Genomic DNA, 20,870 nt, shown 5'->3' with positions numbered 1-20,870 from the left:
CGATTAGCTCGAGTTTCATTTGCTGGCATCAATTAAGATACTCATTTTGTTTGTGTCATCGTTAGATGCACAAACTGTATTTCGTTAACGTTTTGCTGTTCAGTTTTCAAGGTTCATTCGGTTGGTCTCTTGTAAGAGGCAACTTTCTTATAATAACATCTTGCTGTTTCGTTGTCAACACTTTTAGTGAAAAACTTTTTCGTTATGTTTTTCGCTAAGTCGCTAACTTCAAAAGCAACTTCATAAATATACCACCCACTTTAAATAAATGCAACTGTTTTCTTCAATTCTTTTTGATTTACTTTTACTTTCTATTAAAACACTTCATTTCAGTAATAAAAAAACAGCTCCAATATCGCTATTGGAGCTGTCATATCAATCTTTAGGACGCATTTGAGGGAATAACAGCACATCGCGGATTGATTGTGAGTTCGTCAACAACATGACGAGACGATCGATCCCAATGCCCAGTCCGCCTGTTGGTGGCAGTCCGTATTCCAATGCTGTAATGAAATCTTCATCCATTTCATGCGCTTCATCGTTTCCTTGTTCCTTCTCTACCAGCTGAGATTCAAAGCGTTCGCGCTGATCGATCGGATCATTTAACTCTGTGAAGGCATTCGCGTGTTCACGGCGTACGATAAATAGCTCGAAACGATCTGTGTATCGTGGATCTTCTGGATTCTTCTTTGCAAGCGGTGATACTTCTACTGGATGTCCATAGATGAATGTCGGCTGCACAAGTTCTTCTTCTACTTTCTGTTCGAAGAATTCATTCAGTACATGACCTACTTCCATAGAAGGAGTTACTTGCACGTTATGCTCTTTTGCTAGTTCATGCGCTTGTTCTTTCGTCAGTTGTTGCCAGAAGTCTACTCCTGTAAATTCTTTAACCGCGTCTGCCATATGAAGTCGCTTCCAGCGCGGTGCTAATTCGATTTGATCGTCGCCATATTGGATAGTAGTCGTGCCGAGTACTTCTTGCGCGATATGCGCTACAAGGTTTTCTGTTAGTTCCATAATGTCGTTGTAATCCGCATACGCTTCATATAACTCGATCATTGTGAATTCAGGGTTATGACGAGTGGACATTCCTTCATTACGGAATACACGTCCAATTTCATATACTTTCTCAAGGCCTCCAACGATCAGGCGCTTTAAATGCAGTTCGATAGCGATTCGCATATACAACGTCATATCAAGTGTATTGTGATGTGTAACGAATGGGCGGGCCGCCGCTCCTCCTGCTATTGCATGAAGCATAGGTGTTTCTACTTCAAGGAAGCCTTGTCCATCTAAGTAATGACGCATCGATTGAATGATTCGGCTACGCATAATGAATGTTTCTTTGCTACCTTCTGTTGATATTAAATCCAAGTAGCGCTGACGATAACGTTGTTCTACATCTTGTAAACCATGGAACTTCTCAGGCAACGGACGCAAAGCTTTCGTCAAGAACGTAAACTTTGTTGCTTTAATAGAAAGTTCTCCTACTTTTGTTTTGAAGATAATACCTTGAACACCTACAATGTCTCCAAGGTCCGCAAATGTAAATAGCTTATAAGCTTCTTCACCGATAGCATCCTGACGTACGTAGATCTGGATTTGACCTCCAAGATCTTGAATGTGAGCAAATCCTGCTTTGCCTTTTCCACGCTTTGTCATGATACGACCAGCAATAGTTACTTCATGCTCGTTTTCTTCCAACTCTTCTTTTGATTGCTCTTCATATGTAGAGCGAATCTCGTTTGTTAGGTGCGTGCGTTCAAAACGCTGACCAAACGGATCCAAACCATCTTCCCGTATATCTTTCATCTTCTGGCGTCTCACCAAAAGCTGATCATTCATTTCATCCATATTGGACATTCCCTTTCACTCCTTCATACTTTGACCGTCCCTCTCCTTAGGATCGGTCGTCTGCAACTATTGTACACAAATTCCAGGCCTAACAAAAGGACAAACAGTTATCTCGTTCCATTGTATAGAAAAAACTGCCCTATTATAGAGCAGTTTGGCCATTTATGTTCAATCTTATTGTAAAAACTCTTCGACTTGTCCAACCTTTTTCCAAAGATTCACTCCGTCTTCCTTTATCGCCAGCTCTTCACGATAACGTGTTCCTGTTATAGGATTCTTTACATCCCCATTAATCTCAACTAGTGGAACAAGCACGAATGCACGCTCTTGCATTCGTATATGCGGAATGATCAAATTCTCCAATTGGATATGTTCCTCGTTATAAAGCAAGATATCCAAGTCTACCGTCCGTGGACCCCAACGTATTTTCCGCATTCTACCAAGCTTATTTTCAATCGACTGGCAAACGCTCAATAATTCCGTCGCTTCTAATGTAGTGCCGAGCTTTATGACGATATTCAAAAACTTCGCTTGTTCCGTTAATCCGACAGGTTCGGTTTCGTAGATGGAAGAAACTAGTAACACTTGATTAGAAGAATGTTCATTTAACATTTGTACAGCTTGTTGTAAATGTTCCAGGCGATTGCCTATATTCGATCCCAGTGACAAGTAGGCGTTATTCAAGAGAAACGCCCCCTCGTGATTTCCACGGACACTGATGAGTAATGTCCACGAATCGGCGGGTCCGGCTTAATAAGCACGACCCGAACACCGTTCACCTTTTCCGCAAAGTCTGTCATGATCGTTCCCGCCACTGTTTCAGCTACCGTCTCGATCAAATGAACCGCTTCACCTTCTACGATGTTCTTACACATCTCATACACTTCTGCATAATTCATTGTTTTCGATAAATCATCCGTCTGTCCGGCTTCCGCAAGATCCGTTGCCAATGAAACCGTCAGCCGAAAACGCTGTCCGAGTTTATTCTCTTCAGGCAATGCGCCGTGGTAACCGTAAAACTCCATATCATTCAAATGAATATAATCCATGAAATCCCTCCATTTTATCGCTTACCCAGTGTATGCCGCTTTCTTAGTCAATACATCCATCATCTTGACCATTCGCGAGATTTCCTTTACATCATGAACACGCATAATATGTCCGCCATGCTCAATACCATAGCAAACCGTCGCACCCGTCCCCTCTATACGCTCTTCCACAGGCAAATCGAGCACTTTACCGATCATGCCTTTACGAGACGTACCGAGTAAAACCGGATATCCAAGATCCGCAATCGAAGACAACCCTTGCATCGCTAATATATTTTGCTCGAGATCTTTCGCGAAACCTATGCCTGGATCGAGCCAGATCATCTCTTCACTTACTCCCGCCCGCTTTGCAATATCGATACTCTCCTGCAAATCTTCTATAACAGCCTCCATGAATGGTAGCTGATAATCACGATTTTCACGATTGTGCATCAAAATGATAGGTATGCCATAACGCGCTGCCACTTCCGCGATAGCCGGTTCCCGCTTCGCGCCCCACACATCATTAATTATACTTGCACCCGCTATAACCGCTGCTTCCGCAACCGCTGCTTTTGACGTGTCAATGGATATTACACAGCCAAGTTCCTTCGTGAGCAACTCAATAATCGGTACAACACGAGCTATTTCCTCTTCAACTGAAATAGGCGTATATCCTGGACGAGTGGACTCTCCGCCGATATCAATGATTTTTGCACCATCCGCAAGCATGTTCCGCGCATGTTCAAGTGCCGGGTTTTTCTGACCATATTTCCCGCCATCCGAAAATGAATCTGGTGTGACATTCAGTATCCCCATAATCACGGTTTCTTCCGTAAAATTAATCGTCGTTTTTCCCAATGTATACGATGCACGCGCTTTTGATAACTCCATTACTAGTCACTCACTTTCATTCGGTTGATGGCTTGTTGGTAACCGTTATGCAATTGTTGATAGACCGGTCCTCCGTTGCCAGAAAACATCACTTCTCCTACTTGGCGAATCGGAACTAGTTCCTGAATCGCATTGGTAATGAATACTTCCTCCGACATTTCAAGATCTTCACGCATATACAATCCTTCGTTAACAGGCAATCCCAGTTCTCCAGCTATTTCAATAACAAATGCTCGAGTCGTGCCAGGTAAAATCCCCGTGTTCAATGAAGGTGTATACAACTCACCTTGTTTCACCCAGAATACATTCGATGTAATGCCCTCTGCCACATAGCCGTCCGAAGTAATAAATAGACCTTCTGTTTCTTTCAATGAAGGTAACTCCAGACGCCCTTTTACATTATTTGCATACTGGTGTGATTTATGCCGAACAACGCTTTCCGGTTCATTACGCGTTGTCACAAGCCAGACGCCATCCTTTTCCGTATGTACAGGTGGCAGATGAAGCGCTTTTTGGAAGATCAGTACATTCGGTTGTTCATACTGCGTAGGTGCTAGCCCGATATCATGCACACCTGCTGATACATTCAATCGGTAATAGCCATCTTCATTGCCATTCTCTTTGTACAAGGAATGAATAGCCGATAGAATTTCTTCATCACTATACGACATTTCAATACGGTAATCGCTCAATGCCGACCGCAAGCGAATCATATGCGATTCGTAGAGGAATACCTTTCCACCGTATGTACGGAATGTTTCAAAAAAACCCAGTCCATAAAGAAATCCATGATCAAACGGTGATATCTGTAGTTCTTCCGCAACTACTCGCTTGCCGTTCATCCAGCAAATCAATGCAATTGCTCACTTTCTTCACGAATCACCAACTCAGCCATTTCTTTCGCCTGCCAAAGTGCTTTCGCTTTATTGAGAGACTCTTGATATTCAGCAGCAGGATCCGAATCAGGTACTAAACCAGCACCCGCTTGGATATGCACGATACCATCTTGAATGAATGCTGTACGAATGGTGATATTCAGCTCCAGATCTCCGTTGAAACCAATCCAACCCATTGATCCTGTATAGAGTCCTCTGCGCGTCGGCTCCAGTTCTTCAATGATTTCCATTGTCCTCAATTTAGGATCTCCCGTAATGGAGCCTCCAGGGAATACTCCGTGTACAATAGATGCCAGATCTTCAGAAGACGCAGTACCGCGAACATTAGACACCAAATGCATAACGTGCGAATACTTTTCGACGACCATGAATTCATCCACTTCCACTGTGCCTTCCTGACAGATCCCTTCAAAGTCGGCACATTCGAGATCGACAAGCATCTTGTGCTCACCTATCTCCTTTGCGTTCGATATCAATTCTTCCTGTAAAGCAAAGTCTTCCGCTTCCGTCATCCCACGCTTTCGTGTACCACCGATTGGTCGCGTGCTCAACTCAGTCCCACGCTTTTTCAACAATAATTCAGGCGAACCGGAAACTACTTCAAAGTTCGGTGCCGCCATATAGGCCATATAAGGTGAAGGATTGAACGAGCGCAATGCTTCATACATCAATAAAGATGGTGCGATGAGCGGTTTTGACTGGCGTACGGACAAATTCACTTGCACGACATCTCCATCCTCAATGAATTGCTGTACATCGCGCACCATTTGCTCGAACTGTTCTCCCGTTACAGATACTTGTAAATCTTCTTCTGTAACGTCCACATCCACCGCCTGACCAGTAGTAAATTGACGATTCAGCAGACCTGTTTGTGATGCTTCGGTCCATTCCTTTACCATACTATCCAGCGCATGCCGTTTTTCAGGCAATGCCATAAAGTAGACATTTTCCTTTTCTATATCGAACACAGCCCATTGATCAAAGAGATAAAAGAATACGTCAGGCGTCGTCAAATCGTTCTCCGCAATAATCGGTAGGGTCTCGTAGCGTCTGACATAATCGTAACTGACCATCCCAATCGCCCCCCCTTGATAGGCAGGCATATCGTTCTGATGCTCCAATTCATATTTCGCCATAAAGTCATTCAACAAGACTAGCGGATCTTCTCCCGTCAGCAATTCTTCTTTACCATCACGCCATTCTAAACGTAGACCGGTTTCGGTTGCATTGAACGTCACAAGCGGATCAAGTCCCGCCACACACATCTTCCCGCCACGACCACTCTCCAACAAAACATGCCGATCCATTTCTGTTGCAAGTTGGCGATAGGCATAAAAGAATTCGTCTTTTGTCATTGAAGCTGTCTGATAGGCTACTGTATTCATGCTAGTTCCCCCTGCGTCTCTAGTATTTACTCTGCGTTACTTTCGTCTATTAACTGTTTGATCATCGTATCATCCAACGGCAGCATCACTTTATCTGTAATCACACCTTCTTTATTGATGATATACGAAGTCGGATAAACTTTTATCTGATACATTTTCATTACTTCGCTGTCCTTATCCAATAAAATTGGAAACGTTAATTTATATTCATCGACGAATTCTTTCGCACTCTCTACCTTATTCTTCTCAGTTTTCGTCATGTTGACTGCGAGTATCTCCATATCGTCGGACTCTTTATTGTCTATATAGTAGTTTTCCATATGCGGCATTTCTGATCGGCATGGCGGACACCACGACGCCCAGAAGTTCAACATGACCGTCTTGCCACGGTAATCGGACAATTTGACTGTGTCACCTGAAAGTGTAGTTAATTCGAAATCCGGAGCCAAATCTCCTTTAGCAAGCCCAGGCTTATCAACGTCCGTAGTAGTTTGCCAATCTTCAGGTAAACGATCAACCACATCTTTCGGCAAGCTTTCCATATTCAAATCCTCATAACCTGGGATGCCGCCCGTTTCTTCTTTAATTTCCTTGTTCAATAAGAAAATAATCGTGCCCATGACAATTACAATTATAATCGAAACTATTATGCTCCACTTTTTATTCACAGTGAGCCTCCTCTGTTCTATGTATAACTAGCTTGGTTCATCTCAATTATACAGAATTTTGCCCACTGATAACAGCTTAGAGATTATGCTATTTAGTTACAGGATAAAAAAAGAAACTGTCACTAGAAGCAACTTACTACTTCTAGCGACAGTTTCATATGCAGAAAGGATAAAATTACTTCATTGGAATCACTGGTGCGCTAGCAAATGGCTCCCACGATACCTTATCTCTTACTCTTCATCAAACTGATAAAGGGGCGTGCTCAAGTAACGCTCTCCGTTAGATGGAATGATCGCGACTACCGTTTTGCCTTTGCCTAACTTCTTAGCCACTTGCAATGCAGCTGCAATCGCTGCGCCTGAAGATACTCCTCCAAGGATGCCTTCCTCACGAGCTGCACGACGCGCAAACGTATACGCGTCATCATTAGATACTTTGATAATCTCATCGTAGATTTTCGTATCTAATACTTCCGGCACGAATCCTGCACCGATCCCTTGAATTTTATGTGGTCCCGGCTTACCGCCAGATAATACCGCTGAATCTTCTGGCTCTACCGCTACGATATTGATTCCAGGGAAACGCTCTTTCAGCACTTCACCTGCTCCTGTAATTGTACCACCCGTACCGATTCCCGAGATAAATGCATCTACTTGCTCCAACGCATTCGCGATTTCTGGTCCCGTTGTCAGACGATGAACTTCGGGGTTTGCTTCATTGTTAAACTGTTGCGGTAGGAACCAACCGTTTTCTTCTGCCAATTGCTCAGCTTTTGAGATTGCGCCTTTCATTCCTTCAGCTCCCGGTGTTAATACCAAATCCGCTCCGTATGCGCGAAGTAAATTGCGTCGCTCTAGACTCATTGTGTCCGGCATGACGAGTACAGATTTATATCCTTTCGCCGCCGCAATCATAGCGAGCCCGATTCCTGTATTGCCACTAGTCGGTTCGATGATTGTGCTATCTTCTTTCAAATCACCGCTTTTTTCTGCCGCCTCGATCATGGCGAGTGCAATACGATCTTTGACGCTTGAGCCAGGATTGAAGAATTCAAGTTTCAAATACACATCTGCGTCATCTGCACCTGTTAAACGATTTAATTTTACTAACGGCGTGTTACCTACCAAATCAATAACTGAATTTCCCACTCTACTCATTTGTCATCCGCTCCTAATACCTAGTATTTTAATATGATTTATTAACTTGATATTACTACCATCTATTTTACTTGTCAATATAATCATTCAGAACATTATGGTTTATCAATCCTACACTAAACAAGCTAATCCGCAGGTTTCATGTAATACTGCATAAAAGGTGGTATCCATTTATACTAGGGATGCTTGTGCGGGTGCTGGTAGCGCTTTCTAAATTGATTGTACAAATTTGCGTAGATTAGTAAATTACCCGCCACCGCAAAACACTTTCGGCAACGGGTGAGTAGTTTAGAGTAAAATCAAATTAATTCACGAAGCTCTTGCTCAGAGAATTGATACTTCTCCAAACAGAAGTGGCATTGCGCTTCCGCACCCTGATCTTCATCGATCATCGCTTGAATTTCTACAGCTCCAAGCCCCTTAATCGCTTCGCTAAAACGTTCCTTTGAACAATCACACTCAAATCTTACGTCGATTCTAGAGAGGAATTCTACATTTTCCTGACCTAGTACTTCTGCTAAGATTCCTTCAGGTGTCAGTCCGTTGTCAATCATAGTAGAAATTGCCGTCATGTTCGCGATTCTTCCTTCCAGCAATTCAATCGTCTCTTCCGTAGCTCCTGGCATTACTTGCAGAATAAAGCCACCTGATGCTTTAACCGTGTTATCTGGATCAACGAGTACACCTAACGCCACAGCGGATGGTACTTGTTCAGATACTACCATGTACTGTGTGAAGTCTTCTGCAATTTCCCCGGAAATAATCGGTACTTGCCCCGTAAAATAATCTTTCATTCCTAAATCTTTTACAATCGATAGCATACCTTCCGTACCTACTGCTCCACGAACGTCTAATTTGCCTTGTTTATTCAGCGGTAAATGCGTTTGTGGATTCGTTGCATAACCACGAACTTCCCCTCTAGCATTAGCATCCACGACAATTGGACCAAGTGGACCATCGCCTTGAATTTTTACCGTAATGCTATCATCGCCTTTTAACATAGCCCCCATCATGACTGATGCTGAAATTGTACGCCCAAGAGCAGCAGTCGCTGTCGGCCACATTTGATGACGCTCTTGCACTTCTCCTACTGTTTCTGTTGAACGAACTGCATATGCGCGTATTTGCCCTTCAAAGGCTAATGCTTTTACTAAGTAATCTGTTGTCATTTTATTCTCTCCTTACATATTTCTTTCATAAATCAGATGTAATCCTTTTAGCGTTAAAAAATCATCCACAATATCAATCACTTTGGTTTCAGATGCAATTAAATCCGCCATTCCACCTGTTGCGATCACAGTAGGTTCTACTGCACAATCTTCTTTTATACGGTTGACGATTCCTTCTACTTGTCCAACGTAACCAAATATTATACCCGACTGCATGGCAGCTACGGTGTTCTTACCTACTACATGCTCCGGCCGTGCCAGTTGAACGCGCGGTAGTTTAGAGGCACGATCAAATAATGCTTCCATGGAGATTTTAATACCAGGCGCGATAGAACCACCCATGTATTCGCCATGCTCATTAACATAGCAATACGTAGTAGCTGTTCCAAAGTCTACGATAATGAGCGGACTACCGTATTCACGAATCGCTGCCACCGCATTGACAATGCGATCTGCACCGACTTCGCGGGGATTTTCATATTTGATATTTAATCCGGTTTTTACGCCAGGTCCAACGACCATCGGCTTTTGATTAAAATACTTTTTACACATTTGCTCTAACGGGAACATAACGGGCGGCACTACAGAAGAAATAATAATGCCTGTGATGTCAGTGAATGAAATCCCCACATGCTGGAACAATGCCTTTACTTGCATAGCATATTCGTCTTCTGTTTTATGTCGATAGGTTTCCATCCGCCAATGGTGCTTCAGTTGATCCCCTTCATATACACCTAACACAATATTCGTATTGCCTGTGTCTAATACTAATAACATAGTCGTTGTCCCCTCTTACTTTGACTTTTTCCCGTACATCATATCATAATTTCACATCCAGATACTGTGAATGTGTACTGAACGCGCTCCCCCTTCATAAGAAAACAGCCGACTGTATACAGTCGGCTGTTGGGTTCGCTTAGTCTCTACGTTCTTCATCAATGGATGGCAGTGTCTTATCTACTGCTCCACTTTCACTTGGCAAGTCACCGATTGACGGGTCTGATGGCGCACCCGTGCTATCAGGAGTTGTAGTTTCCACAGGGGATTCTTCTACAATTTTCTTGTCATCAACGCTACCATCGTTGTTGTCGTATGGGCGATCAGGCAAAGTACCGTGATCTTTCAAGTGATTGATTTGTTCCGCATCCAACGTTTCGACTTCCAATAAAGTGGTTGCGATTAGATTAAGCAACTCTCGGTTTTCAGTCAAAATTTGTCTTGTGCGTTCGTATTGTTCTTTTATGATCATTTGCATTTCAGAGTCAATCTCGTATGCGATTGCTTCAGAATAGTTTTGTTCAGAGTTGAAGTCACGTCCAAGGAATACTTGGCCGCCTTGTGTCTGCCCGAACTGCATCGGACCAATTTTATCACTCATTCCATATTCTGTAACCATCGATCGTGCAATACCTGTAGCGCGCTGGAAGTCATTATGTGCACCGGTTGACACTTCACCTAGTACAATTTCTTCTGATACACGTCCACCTAGAAGACCCGCGATTTTGTCGAGAAGTTCAGGTTTTGTCATGAAGTAGCGATCTTCTTTCGGAAGCATAACTGCGTATCCACCAGCTTGCCCACGAGGAACTATAGTTACTTTATGGACAATTTCTGCATCGTCGAGCATTAAACCTACGACTACGTGACCCGCTTCGTGGAACGCAACGATGTTTCGCTCTTTTTTCGAGATGACACGATTTGTTTTCGCAGGGCCTGCAATCACACGATCCGTCGCTTCATCAATATCGGACATATCGATTTTCTTTTTATCTCTTCTCGCTGCCACAAGAGCTGCTTCATTCAATAAGTTCTCAAGATCTGCACCAGAGAATCCTGGAGTACGTTGAGCAAGAGCTTTCATATCGACCGTATCATCAAGCGGCTTATTTCGTGCATGTACTTTCAACACAGCTTCTCTTCCTTTAACATCTGGACGACCAACCGTAATTTGACGGTCAAAACGTCCCGGACGAAGAAGTGCCGGATCCAAAATATCCGGACGGTTTGTTGCAGCAAAGATAATAATTCCTTCGTTCCCTTCAAATCCATCCATTTCTACTAGCAACTGGTTCAATGTTTGCTCACGTTCATCGTGACCGCCACCTAAGCCGGCTCCACGCTGACGTCCAACTGCATCAATTTCATCAATAAAAATAATACATGGTGAGTTTTTCTTAGCATTCTCAAATAAATCACGTACTCGAGAAGCACCCACACCTACGAACATCTCAACGAAATCAGAACCTGAAATCGAGAAGAATGGTACACCTGATTCACCTGCTACTGCACGTGCAAGCAATGTTTTACCTGTACCTGGAGGTCCTACTAATAAGATCCCTTTCGGAATTCGTGCACCTAACTCCACAAACTTACTGGCATCTTTCAAGAAGTCCACGACTTCTTCGAGCTCAGCCTTTTCCTCATCTGCACCTGCAACGTCATTGAAACGTACTTTCTTCCGATCATCCGATTGCAGTTTCGCTTTACTTTTTCCGAAGTTCATCACCTTGCCGCCACCGCCGCCTTGTGATTGGTTCAGTAAGAAGAAGAAAAGGATAATAATAATTATGAATGGTACGAGTCCTGTAAAGAACGATACCCACGCGCTTGTTTCTTTTGGCGGCAGGATGTCAATCTCAGTACTTGTCGTTTTGACAATTTCACCAATACTGTCCATATCATTTTCCGGAATGTTTGTTACGAAAGTTTCACCTTTTTCGTAGCCAGCCATTTCCCCTTTTACTTCATACACAAGCTGTAATGGCTGAAAAGTTGCATTTTCAACTTTCCCCTGTTCCAGCGCTGTGACGAATTCATCATACCGAATTGGTTTCATCTTCGGATTTGGATTGTTAAGCGAACTGAAAATCCCCATTATTGCTAGGAAAATCAATCCATATAAAAGAAAGTATCGAAGTATTCGATTCATCCCAAGCCTCCTCATCTCATTCAACAAAAACTAAACAGAAAACTATTGTAAATTTTAGCATAGATTAACACTACTTAACAAAAGAAATGCCTTAAGGCAAATAGCCTTCAATTCGGTTCATTGCACTTCCGTCAGAAAGAGTAAATTTCCTTTTTCAATACCCCAATGTACGGTAAATTACGGTATTTCTCTGCATAATCCAAGCCGTACCCAACAACGAACGCATCTGGTACATCGAAACCTACGTAATCTGCTTTCAAATCTACTTTACGTCCTGTCGGCTTATCCAACAACGTAACGATTTTGATAGAGTTTGCTTTTCTGTATTTAAACAGCTCCACTAAGTAATTCAATGTCTTCCCACTGTCAATAATGTCTTCAATAATCAACACGTCGCGACCTTCTATGCTAGTGTTCAAATCTTTGATGATCTTCACTTCACCTGATGAAACTGTCGCATTTCCATAACTAGAAACATCCATGAAATCTAATTCGATATACGTATCAATACGTTTGATCAAGTCACTCATAAATGGTAGTGCACCTTTAAGTACACCAACTGCTAATGGGAATTTTTCACGGTACTCCTCAGTTAATGTTGCTCCAAGTTCTCGGACTTTCTCTTCTAGTTGCTCTTCTGAAATTAAAACATGCTCGATATCTTGCGCGATCATCGGCCCGTCCCCCTCTATTTTATCTTGTCTCGCCTTCTCGCGTAATCCATATGTATGAATCGCCTTCCAGTTGGCGGCGTGAAAACATCTCACTATACCGTACACCAGGTATTGCACACACAGTACCGCTTGCTGTCGTAACGACAGGTTGCTGTTGCCTTTGCATGATCCCTATCTTCTCATCAATCAATATCCGCTTCACACGTTTCGGCTCGGACATTCCTTTGATCAACATTCTATCTCCAGTCATCCGAAGACGTACAGTTAGCGGCAGTTCCGTCTCAGGCAATTGGAAATACCTGATTTCATCTGAAGGTGAGAATTCTTCTATCATATGTGCGCTGGCATGATGCCAGTAAAACTGAATATTCCCCCACGTATGCCAAGTACCTTTTTCAAGTGCTTTTGGACGAAGGGACGCTGTATCTATATCCATTTTTGTAATTAGCAGTTTATCATATTCCCTGATAAACCGATAGCCATACGCCAAATCAATTGTGACATTTCCAGCTGAGTTCGTAATATGTTGTAACAGTTCATCCACTACTGCAAAATGCCACTCAGCGTTCTCTGTTGCTGGGTTAGTTAGACATTTTAATAGTAGTTGAATCACGCGCTTTTGTAAAGCGTGGGGAATAGCAAGAAACGCCTCCCGTTGAAAAGAGGGAAGCTGCTCCTGCGTATACGTAACAATCGAACGCCAATGTTGATCCGCAAGCTCATTCAGCAAGCTTTCATCCGCTTGCCGTTGTTCTATTTGGCGGACTGTGTTGACTGCGACGGATGGGTTTTCGTCCATCAAGAATGGTAGCACGTGATGTCGCATACGATTACGTAAATAATTGTCTTGCTGATTACTTGGATCTTCCCGGAACATTATTTTATGATGTGACGCATACATGTACAATTCACTCTTTCTTAACGGAAGAAGTGGACGTATAACTTTACCCGAGTGGATTGTCCGCTGAATAGGCATACCATTTAATGATTGTCCCTTACTTAATTGAATCAGCACCGTCTCTAGTTGGTCATCTGCATGATGGGCTGTTGCGAGAACTGTGAACCTCTCACTTTCCATCGTTTGTTCGAAACGTGCATAACGCTGTTGCCGACATACTTGCTGCATATTACCGCCCTGGCTATCCAAGATAACTGGAATAGGTATTTGTTCAGAATAAAAGGGTAGCCCGAATTCCTTGCACAGTTGCTTCACAACAAACGCATCTTCAGCAGATTCAACTCCACGCAACATGTGATCTACATGGATGGCCGCTACTTCAATGACCAAAGATTGCTGATGCGTCGCTAGAAAGTGAAGCAGTGCCATGGAATCCACACCACCCGAACACGCGACTAATACACGAGAGCCGGGAGGAATCAACGTTTGCTTGTCAATAAATTTTAATACCTTTTGCTGCAAACTTTTCATGATCCATCTCCCTCCTCTCTCTATTCTAACATTGTTTAGCTAGAAATGATTCGAGGTTGCTTATTCGCTTTTGACCACTTTGGCACAATATGGCCGACTTTCATTACGAGAATCGTCCGATCATCCTCCACTGACTCAAATACCCGTTCCATCTCCATCATTACTTGATCTGCAATCGTCCGACAATCCATATCTTTAAAGCGTTCTATCGTTTGATTCATCACGTCTTCCTGGATATCAAGCGGTATATCTCCATTAAATATGCCGTCCGTCATCATAACGACGATATCACCGGACTTGAGCTTTTCATTTTTCGCTTCTATAGAAAATGACGGCAAGAAACCAAATGGTACTGTTTTGCTGTCTAACCGAATACAATCATCACTTCTTTTAATGTAGGTACTCATCGAACCTGCTTTCCACGACCATAGTCGCCCTTCTTGTAAATCAATTAACGCCAAGTCGAGCGTTGCATACATATCATCCAATCCGTTCAATGCCATCATATAATGCAAAGTGTGGATCGCTGTTTCCGGATCCATTTTTTGACCCAGACACTCCCGCATCAGCCGGATTACCTTTCTACTTTCGTGGTAAGCATTGATGTCTTGTCCCATCCCGTCCGACAACAGTACGGCTGACAAGCCATCATGAATCTTGAATAGCTCATACGCATCACCACCATTGAACGATCCCTTTCCAGCTGTCGTGACGATATCATAATCAAGTGAAAAACGAACAGCTGAACTAAAGGTCAGTTGTACATGCGGGAACGGGAACGGCTGATAAGTCGATTTTGAAATATGCATCGGTTCATCGTACATTTGCTCCAAGATAGGCAGTAATAAATATTCTCCAACCGTCGTTTCGGCTTCAAAATCCGCCTTTTTTTCCGGTACAGAAATCACAATTCTGCAGGCACCCCGTTCTTCTGATAATATATCTATTTGAAAAAACTCTATGGCTTGTGATTGTAAACGATTCGCAAGCTCTTCTTCAGCCAACTTATACGTTGTCAGATCTTCCTTTACCTCTCTCATAACTTTTTCAATATGCGTACTCATATCACGCAATTGTAGTGCTAGCATCTTTCGACCATGCTGCAACTGCCCCATCAATAATTTATTGGCCCCTCTCTCTTCTAATTCATTCATTAATCCTTTAAAACGTAGACATTTATATTTCATCTTCTGTTCAACACGTACACGTGCCGCTTTTTTCGTTGCAGAATAAGTTGTTTCCCATTCGTCAATCAACGGTTCTATACTGTCCTCTTCACTTTCCCAGCACTTTCGGTAACGAAAACAGGATTGACAAATAGATGGTACTTGACTTGTTGCCGCCACTTCCTCTTCGGGTGACAGACGATCATTCACAAGTGTTGACATGAAATGAGCAAACTGTTGGAACTCCTCTAACTGCCCGTCCAGTTTATCCGCCAGCCATTGCTGTCGCTTTTCCGATATTCCTTCTTGTTTCGGCAATAAAACTTGTCGTATTTGACTTAATTTACGTGAAGGAATCAATATAAACAGTAAAGCCGCGGCACCAACTGTGGAAAAGTGAACGGTATCTAGAGGCAGTGTCGCATCATATAGAAGGAAAAAGAGCGAAACAAAGACACTGCCGGTGATGACCCCTAGCTTTCCAAAGCGTTTTAGTGAACCTGCCAACAAACCAGTCATACCATATAACGCCATCATGCCCGTGAAGGACAACTCTGATACACCTATGATTAATGCAATAATCATTCCGACAGTTGTAGCGAACGGCACTCCCCCCACTACGGCGGCTACAAATATCGCTAAAAACAAGAACACCCCCGCAACCGATACCGTACCGATTTGGAATCCTCCCATCCCGGTAGCTGCCAGCGCTCCCACAATACACATCGCACTGATCTGCTCAGGATTCCACGGCCCATACAGCATTCTTTCTATAGAAGGAAAAGCCAGTAACATGAAAATGGTCATGAACAACGCAAGCAACGCTTCTAACCCTATAGACAACTGAATGGCTAAAGGCAACATCCCATCGCCGTATTTAACGAGCTGCCAAATTAATTGTGGAATAATCATTGCTCCGGCCACAGCGATTGGAATAGACCTTTTCACGACTGGAATCTTTATGATTGAATGAAACAGTAGTAATTGCGCCAAATGAATGACAGCTTGTCCTACCCCAAGAAACGCACTGCCTGCCATCCCTCCTATAAATACGTAGATCATGTGTTGACGGTAGCGCATACTTGCTAATGCCCAGATCGGCAAGAAGAATGGTACTGCCATATCGAATACTACTGCTTGCGATAGAAAGAATGATCCTACTAAGAATAGAAGGGCAGTTAGCAAGTATACTTTCCGATTCATAAACTCTTGCCAGTACGCCCTGAACATCTGTACAATTGGTCGTTCCATATTGTCAATCATCTTCATTTCCCATACCCCCTATGTTCTCTTACATAAAACTATACATGGGGTTGGCGAGAAATTTTGTCTGTTTGTGGCGGCATATTCACAAAACATTTCGACGTATTCCGTATGTATATTTTTTAGCAAAAGAGATGTTGACACTTCTTCAAATGCCTAGTATGATAAGAGACGTTGCATATGGAATTACCTAATTTCAATGCAAAAACATCTTGGCGGCGTAGCTCAGATGGCTAGAGCGTTCGGTTCATACCCGAAAGGTCGTGGGTTCGACCCCCTCCGCCGCTATAATAGAAGTACAAAAATCCTCTTGCTTACGCAGAGGATTTTTTGTTGGAGAAAATGATCTGTGGATTAACCTTGAATTTAGTACACTATCGATTTAATGCATGGTTAATTATTGTAAGCGTTAATAAGAAGTGCTAGTGGTTTGGCTGGATCATTTATTAGTCTATTTTGTACAAGGACACTTACTTGACTGACTATGAGAGTGTAAAGCCAATGAACCCCACTGTACTTACGAGAAATGCATGAGCGGTATCACCAAGTAGCTGTACTTCCTCTTAAAACTACAACGGAACGAACACTCAGTGGCACTGGCATAACAAAATGGACTCGAATTTTCCCCACAAAAAAACGCATGCTCCATATTGCGGAACATACGTATAGGATGTCATCTGATTTTAGTTCGCAGTTGAATTAGTCAGCAAGTTATCCTCTTCTGGCTCCACGACCGCCACGCTTGGACTCTGTCGCTCTCTTTAAGGTAGTTAGACGTTCTTCGCTGTCCTTCATGAATTTTGCCATCTTCTGTTCAAAATTCTCTGGTCGTTCAAAGCTCGGTTTGCTTCCTTGACGAGGTCTAGTTGGACGTTGTGGACGCTGTGGACGTTGTTCTGACTCAGGTTTAGCCTTACGGATGGAAAGACCGATTTTACCGTCAGATCCCACATTCATTACTTTGACTTCAACCATATCGCCGACTTTTAAATGATCATTAATATCTTTGACATAATTGTCAGCTACTTCACTAATATGGACTAATCCTGTGGATCCGCTTGGCAATTCAACAAATGCCCCAAAATTTGTGATCCCGGTTACTTTACCTTCTAACTTGCTGCCTACTTCAATTGACATAAAAAAAATGCTCCTCCTTAAGTTTTAAGCGGCTCGTAAGCCTATCAACCATATTGGCAGTGCCTGTATTTTACAGGCTCCTATCTATATTATAGCCAACAAAAAAAGAGTGTCAACTTGACTACTCTTTTCTTATCTCTTTTTCTGACTCTTTTTTCTTATCAGGAATGGAAAAAATGATCTCATTGGACTCAGAAAGAAAGTATTCTTTCCGTGCGAGTTTCGCAATATACTCGTCATCATCCAATCGAATCAACTGCGTATTCAGTTGTTCTTGCTGTTCTTTCAAATCCTCTAATGTAGCTATTGCTTGGGCTTTTTCCTTATGTTTCGCAGCCAGAATTTCTTTCTGACCAGCGTTCATATTGAACAAACTTCCAGCAACCACACAGACGATGACAAAAAATACGGCCAACCTATTACGCAAACGTTTTTGTTGTGCTTTTTTAAAATTTTCTTTTTTTTGCATGGAGCGCACATAGTCTGTATCGATTGATGTCACATTCTTTGTTGAGGGCTTCTGTGTTTTTTTCATGGCGCACACACCTTTCTGGCGTAATTCTACTATTGCACTCTATTATATAGTACTCTGCATTTATTTTGAAGGAATTTCCCTACGTTCTTCACTAATCTTATAAACGGTGACGTGATTACTGACAGAATAGAAACAATTAAATAGAAAATACGTTGAATCGTTAGGTAGACAAGACGAATGATGAGCCAAATCGGCCTAAGCACCACAAGTAACAGTAGTCTACCTACAATTCTCACAGGATGATGGAAGATAGCTGCGTACAATAACAAGCCACTAATCTGGGCAACAGGGTCATACATTCTCCATGCCCCGTCGCGTACCAAAACTAATACCCAAAACGACATGATACCTAACATAATCCAGATAAGGCATTCAAACCAGAATGCCCATCTTCTAATGAATGAACGTTTATCGCACGCGGCGACAATGGTTCCGAATAAATCCAGTACAATTCCAGCAGTAATACCTGTCCCGATCATCGCCAATAGACTGAAGAACTGGACGGATAGGCTCATCCGAATAATTTATGGAGGAAATTGCGTGAACCTGCTTCTTCGTCATCATATTGAAGTGTTTGGACAGTACCTTCAAGCGTGAGTAGGCCCTTGTCCACATCTAGATGTACAATACGCAGTTCCTCCCCACGGATTTGCAGTACGCCTAGCGATGTTCTAACAAGAAATTCCTCCTGGTCAAAGCGGTCGATCGTTTTCACGGATGTGAGGTCCATTCTTTTGCGATTGCGCATCGTCACTACGTGGTCTCCTGATGGAATAGTATACATGGAGCTGTCTGTTTGAATCTGCATATGCGTCCCCCTTCTCTAGTACGTTCCCCATATCATATGCAGAGGCTTGGCCAGACATGACAAGCCATTTTTAAGTTGGGGGGCAAACCCTCTATTCTACTCCTCTTTAGTCTATCTTCTCGTCAATTAATTTTCATCGTCTACAAACTCAGGTTCCACTTTCTCTAAGCGCTCTTCGCTAGTGATCGTGTACATACCTGCTGCGTCTTCTTTTTTAGTTGACGCCTTCAGCTCATTTACCGTAGCATTGACGATCTTTTGGCCAAATCGGATTGAAAGTTCATCACCCGGTTTGACAACAGACGATGCCTTGGCTACTTTCCCATTAATTGTGATTCTGCCTTGGTCAGCCACTTGCTTCGCTAGCGTTCGGCGTTTTATAAAGCGTGATACTTTTAAAAACTTGTCGAGTCTCATTTAGATTCTTCCTCTCTTTTGGCCTGTTGCCAGAATTCTTCTAGTTCGTCTACTGTATAATTTTCAAATTTTCCGCTTCCTTGTTTCACGGATTGCTCCACGGAATGGAAACGAGATTTGAATTTTTCGTTGGCGTGCCACATGGCTTCTTCTGGTGAGAGCTTCAGGAATCTTGCGATGTTGACGATAGTGAACAATACGTCTCCGAGCTCGTCTAGCTGCTGCTCCGGCCCACCACTTTTTACTTCTTCCTGAAACTCTTGCCACTCTTCCTGGAACTTGTCGAAAGCTCCTTCTATAGACGGCCAGTCAAACCCAACTTTGGCTGCGGTCTTTTGATAGTTATAAGATGTCAGCAAGGACGATGCCAAACGTTCTTGTCCTTCTAACAGCATAGACGGTTTAGGTTTTTCCTGCTCCTTGATAGCTTGCCAGTTCGTCAACACTTCTTCGGTTGTATCAGCTTGTGTTTGCGCAAATACATGTGGATGTCGTCGTATCATTTTGGCCCCTACAGTTTCGAGTACATCTTCCATAGAGAAGTAGCCATTGTCTTCCCCGATTTGCGCATGAAGAAAGACTTGTAGCAAAACATCTCCTAGTTCTTCGATGATAGCATCATCATTTTCTTCATCAATGGCCTGGATCAACTCAAAGGATTCCTCGATTAAATAGCGCTTCAATGATTCATGCGTTTGCTCACGATCCCAAGGACAGCCGTCCGGTCCACGCAAAGTCGCAATGATGTCCCTTAATGAACTCCACTCTTTCAGTCGTTGTTCGTGTTCAAGTAGCGGCGGTACATAGACAGTCGTTAGATTATTCAATGTCACTGTTCGGTCAAGTTCAAACAGCGGTATTTCAGTCAACACTTCATCTCGTGAACCGGCTGATGTAACGATGGTGACGACGTGAGAATCGGGATATTTCTCCATCAAAGACAATTTCACGTCAGAAGCGACGAATGCATCATAGACTTGTCCAATTAATACATGCTGATCCATGCGTACGTCGTCACGTTTCAAGTCTGTACCGTCAAGCAACTGGAATCCTTCAATCGGATCAATACGCAACGCTGTAAAAATCGGATCTAAAAAGCTACTGCCGCCAGCAATATGAAGTTCAATCTCACCTGTCCGTTCTTTTTCAATCAACAGTTGAACCGTACGTTCCGCTACAAGTGGGTGTCCCGGCACAGCGTATGTAATCGGCTGTTGCACACTCAATTCCAGTAGTTTATCGACGATTTGCTGATAGACGTCTTCAAACGCATCATTTGCTTCATAAATCCTATCAAAACTTTCCATCTCTAGCCCTTCCGAACGTAATTCTGCAACGATGGGATGTTCTTCTGTCCGAAGATAGAGATGGTCCGCTTGTTTTAATAATCGATACGTGCCTAGCGACAGTTGTTCTAAATCACTTGCACCTAGTCCGATAACAGTTATTTTATTCAT

At 42.9% G+C, this 20,870-nt stretch carries 20 protein-coding genes and 1 tRNA gene; 1 reads left to right on the top strand and 20 read right to left on the bottom strand.

Annotated elements, in window-relative coordinates:
* Positions 1-375: 375 nt before the first annotated feature.
* The 14 genes from lysS to CSV70_RS13175 all read right to left on the bottom strand — a co-directional run bounded on the left by lysS (position 376) and on the right by CSV70_RS13175 (position 16,522).
* Entirely contained in the window at positions 376-1,866 is a 1,491-nt protein-coding gene (lysS, locus tag CSV70_RS13240) for a lysine--tRNA ligase (RefSeq protein WP_085132344.1), read from the bottom strand.
* A 165-nt stretch (positions 1,867-2,031) separates the two neighbouring features.
* Entirely contained in the window at positions 2,032-2,541 is a 510-nt protein-coding gene (folK, locus tag CSV70_RS13235) for a 2-amino-4-hydroxy-6-hydroxymethyldihydropteridine diphosphokinase (RefSeq protein ID WP_099661133.1), read from the bottom strand.
* Complete coding sequence (folB, locus tag CSV70_RS13230; protein ID WP_085132342.1) at positions 2,538-2,906, bottom strand: dihydroneopterin aldolase; 369 nt, start codon at positions 2,904-2,906, stop codon at positions 2,538-2,540. The genes folK and folB overlap by 4 nt, the downstream gene beginning before the upstream one ends.
* A 21-nt stretch (positions 2,907-2,927) precedes the next feature.
* Positions 2,928-3,779: a dihydropteroate synthase gene (gene folP / locus CSV70_RS13225; protein WP_099629581.1), complete on the bottom strand. Its 852-nt coding sequence runs from the start codon at positions 3,777-3,779 to the stop codon at positions 2,928-2,930.
* 2 nt (positions 3,780-3,781) lie between these two features.
* A complete protein-coding gene (pabC, locus tag CSV70_RS13220; protein WP_099661132.1) occupies positions 3,782-4,633 on the bottom strand; it encodes an aminodeoxychorismate lyase in 852 nt (283 codons plus the stop codon).
* Complete coding sequence (locus tag CSV70_RS13215; protein ID WP_085132339.1) at positions 4,630-6,060, bottom strand: anthranilate synthase component I family protein; 1,431 nt, start codon at positions 6,058-6,060, stop codon at positions 4,630-4,632. Before CSV70_RS13215 ends, pabC begins: the two co-directional genes overlap by 4 nt.
* A gap of 26 nt (positions 6,061-6,086) precedes the next feature.
* Positions 6,087-6,728, bottom strand: coding sequence for a peroxiredoxin family protein (locus CSV70_RS13210; RefSeq protein ID WP_085132338.1), 642 nt, complete (start codon positions 6,726-6,728; stop codon positions 6,087-6,089).
* 231 nt (positions 6,729-6,959) lie between these two features.
* Positions 6,960-7,886: a cysteine synthase A gene (gene cysK / locus CSV70_RS13205; RefSeq protein ID WP_085132337.1), complete on the bottom strand. Its 927-nt coding sequence runs from the start codon at positions 7,884-7,886 to the stop codon at positions 6,960-6,962.
* A 299-nt stretch (positions 7,887-8,185) separates the two neighbouring features.
* The gene (gene hslO, locus CSV70_RS13200; protein WP_085132336.1) at positions 8,186-9,055 is read right to left on the bottom strand and encodes an Hsp33 family molecular chaperone HslO; all 870 of its coding nucleotides are present in this window, start codon (positions 9,053-9,055) and stop codon (positions 8,186-8,188) included.
* Positions 9,056-9,067: 12 nt separating this feature from the next.
* The gene (locus tag CSV70_RS13195) at positions 9,068-9,832 is read right to left on the bottom strand and encodes a type III pantothenate kinase (protein WP_085132335.1); all 765 of its coding nucleotides are present in this window, start codon (positions 9,830-9,832) and stop codon (positions 9,068-9,070) included.
* Between the two features lie 139 nt (positions 9,833-9,971).
* Complete coding sequence (gene ftsH / locus CSV70_RS13190; RefSeq protein WP_099679264.1) at positions 9,972-11,984, bottom strand: ATP-dependent zinc metalloprotease FtsH; 2,013 nt, start codon at positions 11,982-11,984, stop codon at positions 9,972-9,974.
* A 131-nt stretch (positions 11,985-12,115) separates the two neighbouring features.
* Positions 12,116-12,658, bottom strand: coding sequence for a hypoxanthine phosphoribosyltransferase (gene hpt / locus CSV70_RS13185; protein WP_085132333.1), 543 nt, complete (start codon positions 12,656-12,658; stop codon positions 12,116-12,118).
* A 19-nt stretch (positions 12,659-12,677) separates the two neighbouring features.
* The gene (gene tilS / locus CSV70_RS13180) at positions 12,678-14,087 is read right to left on the bottom strand and encodes a tRNA lysidine(34) synthetase TilS (protein WP_099661130.1); all 1,410 of its coding nucleotides are present in this window, start codon (positions 14,085-14,087) and stop codon (positions 12,678-12,680) included.
* A gap of 35 nt (positions 14,088-14,122) precedes the next feature.
* Positions 14,123-16,522 carry a SpoIIE family protein phosphatase gene (locus CSV70_RS13175; RefSeq protein ID WP_085132331.1) on the bottom strand — a complete coding sequence of 800 codons (2,400 nt, stop codon included), beginning with the start codon at positions 16,520-16,522 and terminating at the stop codon, positions 14,123-14,125.
* Positions 16,523-16,730: 208 nt separating this feature from the next.
* Here CSV70_RS13175 and CSV70_RS13170 point away from each other — a divergent pair.
* Positions 16,731-16,804: transfer RNA gene (locus CSV70_RS13170), tRNA-Met, on the top strand.
* Positions 16,805-17,227: 423 nt separating this feature from the next.
* On the opposite strand, the gene CSV70_RS13165 is transcribed toward CSV70_RS13170, so the two are convergent.
* From CSV70_RS13165 to yabN, 6 genes are all read right to left on the bottom strand, one after another.
* A complete protein-coding gene (locus CSV70_RS13165; RefSeq protein WP_029054887.1) occupies positions 17,228-17,653 on the bottom strand; it encodes a S1 domain-containing RNA-binding protein in 426 nt (141 codons plus the stop codon).
* Between the two features lie 121 nt (positions 17,654-17,774).
* The gene (locus CSV70_RS13160) at positions 17,775-18,188 is read right to left on the bottom strand and encodes an FtsB family cell division protein (RefSeq protein WP_085132330.1); all 414 of its coding nucleotides are present in this window, start codon (positions 18,186-18,188) and stop codon (positions 17,775-17,777) included.
* Positions 18,189-18,217: 29 nt separating this feature from the next.
* Positions 18,218-18,703 (bottom strand): spore cortex biosynthesis protein YabQ, encoded by a 486-nt coding sequence (yabQ, locus tag CSV70_RS13155; protein WP_085132329.1) that lies wholly within the window; start codon positions 18,701-18,703, stop codon positions 18,218-18,220.
* Positions 18,700-18,996: a sporulation protein YabP gene (yabP, locus tag CSV70_RS13150; protein WP_029054884.1), complete on the bottom strand. Its 297-nt coding sequence runs from the start codon at positions 18,994-18,996 to the stop codon at positions 18,700-18,702. Before yabP ends, yabQ begins: the two co-directional genes overlap by 4 nt.
* 126 nt (positions 18,997-19,122) lie before the next feature.
* Positions 19,123-19,413, bottom strand: a complete 291-nt coding sequence (locus tag CSV70_RS13145) for an RNA-binding S4 domain-containing protein (protein ID WP_085132328.1) — start codon at positions 19,411-19,413, stop codon at positions 19,123-19,125.
* Positions 19,410-20,870, bottom strand: a complete 1,461-nt coding sequence (gene yabN / locus CSV70_RS13140) for a bifunctional methyltransferase/pyrophosphohydrolase YabN (RefSeq protein WP_099661129.1) — start codon at positions 20,868-20,870, stop codon at positions 19,410-19,412. The genes CSV70_RS13145 and yabN overlap by 4 nt, the downstream gene beginning before the upstream one ends.

Origin of the sequence: Sporosarcina sp. P25, assembly GCF_002743235.1 — a bacterium.
GTDB classification, from domain to species: Bacteria; Bacillota; Bacilli; order Bacillales_A; family Planococcaceae; genus Sporosarcina; species Sporosarcina ureae_B.
This window is presented reverse-complemented; position numbering and strand designations above follow the sequence as displayed.

Excerpts from the sequence above, each read along its gene's own strand:
- CSV70_RS13215 (WP_085132339.1), bottom strand. The coding sequence starts at position 6,060 with ATGAATACAGTAGCCTATCAGACAGCTTCAATGACAAAAGACGAATTC.
- cysK (WP_085132337.1), bottom strand. The coding sequence starts at position 7,886 with ATGAGTAGAGTGGGAAATTCAGTTATTGATTTGGTAGGTAACACGCCG.
- hpt (WP_085132333.1), bottom strand. The coding sequence starts at position 12,658 with ATGATCGCGCAAGATATCGAGCATGTTTTAATTTCAGAAGAGCAACTA.
- folB (WP_085132342.1), bottom strand. The coding sequence starts at position 2,906 with ATGGATTATATTCATTTGAATGATATGGAGTTTTACGGTTACCACGGC.
- hslO (WP_085132336.1), bottom strand. The coding sequence starts at position 9,055 with ATGACAACAGATTACTTAGTAAAAGCATTAGCCTTTGAAGGGCAAATA.
- CSV70_RS13145 (WP_085132328.1), bottom strand. The coding sequence starts at position 19,413 with ATGAGACTCGACAAGTTTTTAAAAGTATCACGCTTTATAAAACGCCGA.
- lysS (WP_085132344.1), bottom strand. The coding sequence starts at position 1,866 with ATGTCCAATATGGATGAAATGAATGATCAGCTTTTGGTGAGACGCCAG.
- CSV70_RS13160 (WP_085132330.1), bottom strand. The coding sequence starts at position 18,188 with ATGAAAAAAACACAGAAGCCCTCAACAAAGAATGTGACATCAATCGAT.
- ftsH (WP_099679264.1), bottom strand. The coding sequence starts at position 11,984 with ATGAATCGAATACTTCGATACTTTCTTTTATATGGATTGATTTTCCTA.
- CSV70_RS13175 (WP_085132331.1), bottom strand. The coding sequence starts at position 16,522 with ATGAAGATGATTGACAATATGGAACGACCAATTGTACAGATGTTCAGG.
- tilS (WP_099661130.1), bottom strand. The coding sequence starts at position 14,087 with ATGAAAAGTTTGCAGCAAAAGGTATTAAAATTTATTGACAAGCAAACG.
- CSV70_RS13165 (WP_029054887.1), bottom strand. The coding sequence starts at position 17,653 with ATGTCAATTGAAGTAGGCAGCAAGTTAGAAGGTAAAGTAACCGGGATC.
- yabQ (WP_085132329.1), bottom strand. The coding sequence starts at position 18,703 with ATGAGCCTATCCGTCCAGTTCTTCAGTCTATTGGCGATGATCGGGACA.
- folP (WP_099629581.1), bottom strand. The coding sequence starts at position 3,779 with ATGGAGTTATCAAAAGCGCGTGCATCGTATACATTGGGAAAAACGACG.
- yabN (WP_099661129.1), bottom strand. The coding sequence starts at position 20,870 with ATGAATAAAATAACTGTTATCGGACTAGGTGCAAGTGATTTAGAACAA.
- CSV70_RS13195 (WP_085132335.1), bottom strand. The coding sequence starts at position 9,832 with ATGTTATTAGTATTAGACACAGGCAATACGAATATTGTGTTAGGTGTA.
- yabP (WP_029054884.1), bottom strand. The coding sequence starts at position 18,996 with ATGCAGATTCAAACAGACAGCTCCATGTATACTATTCCATCAGGAGAC.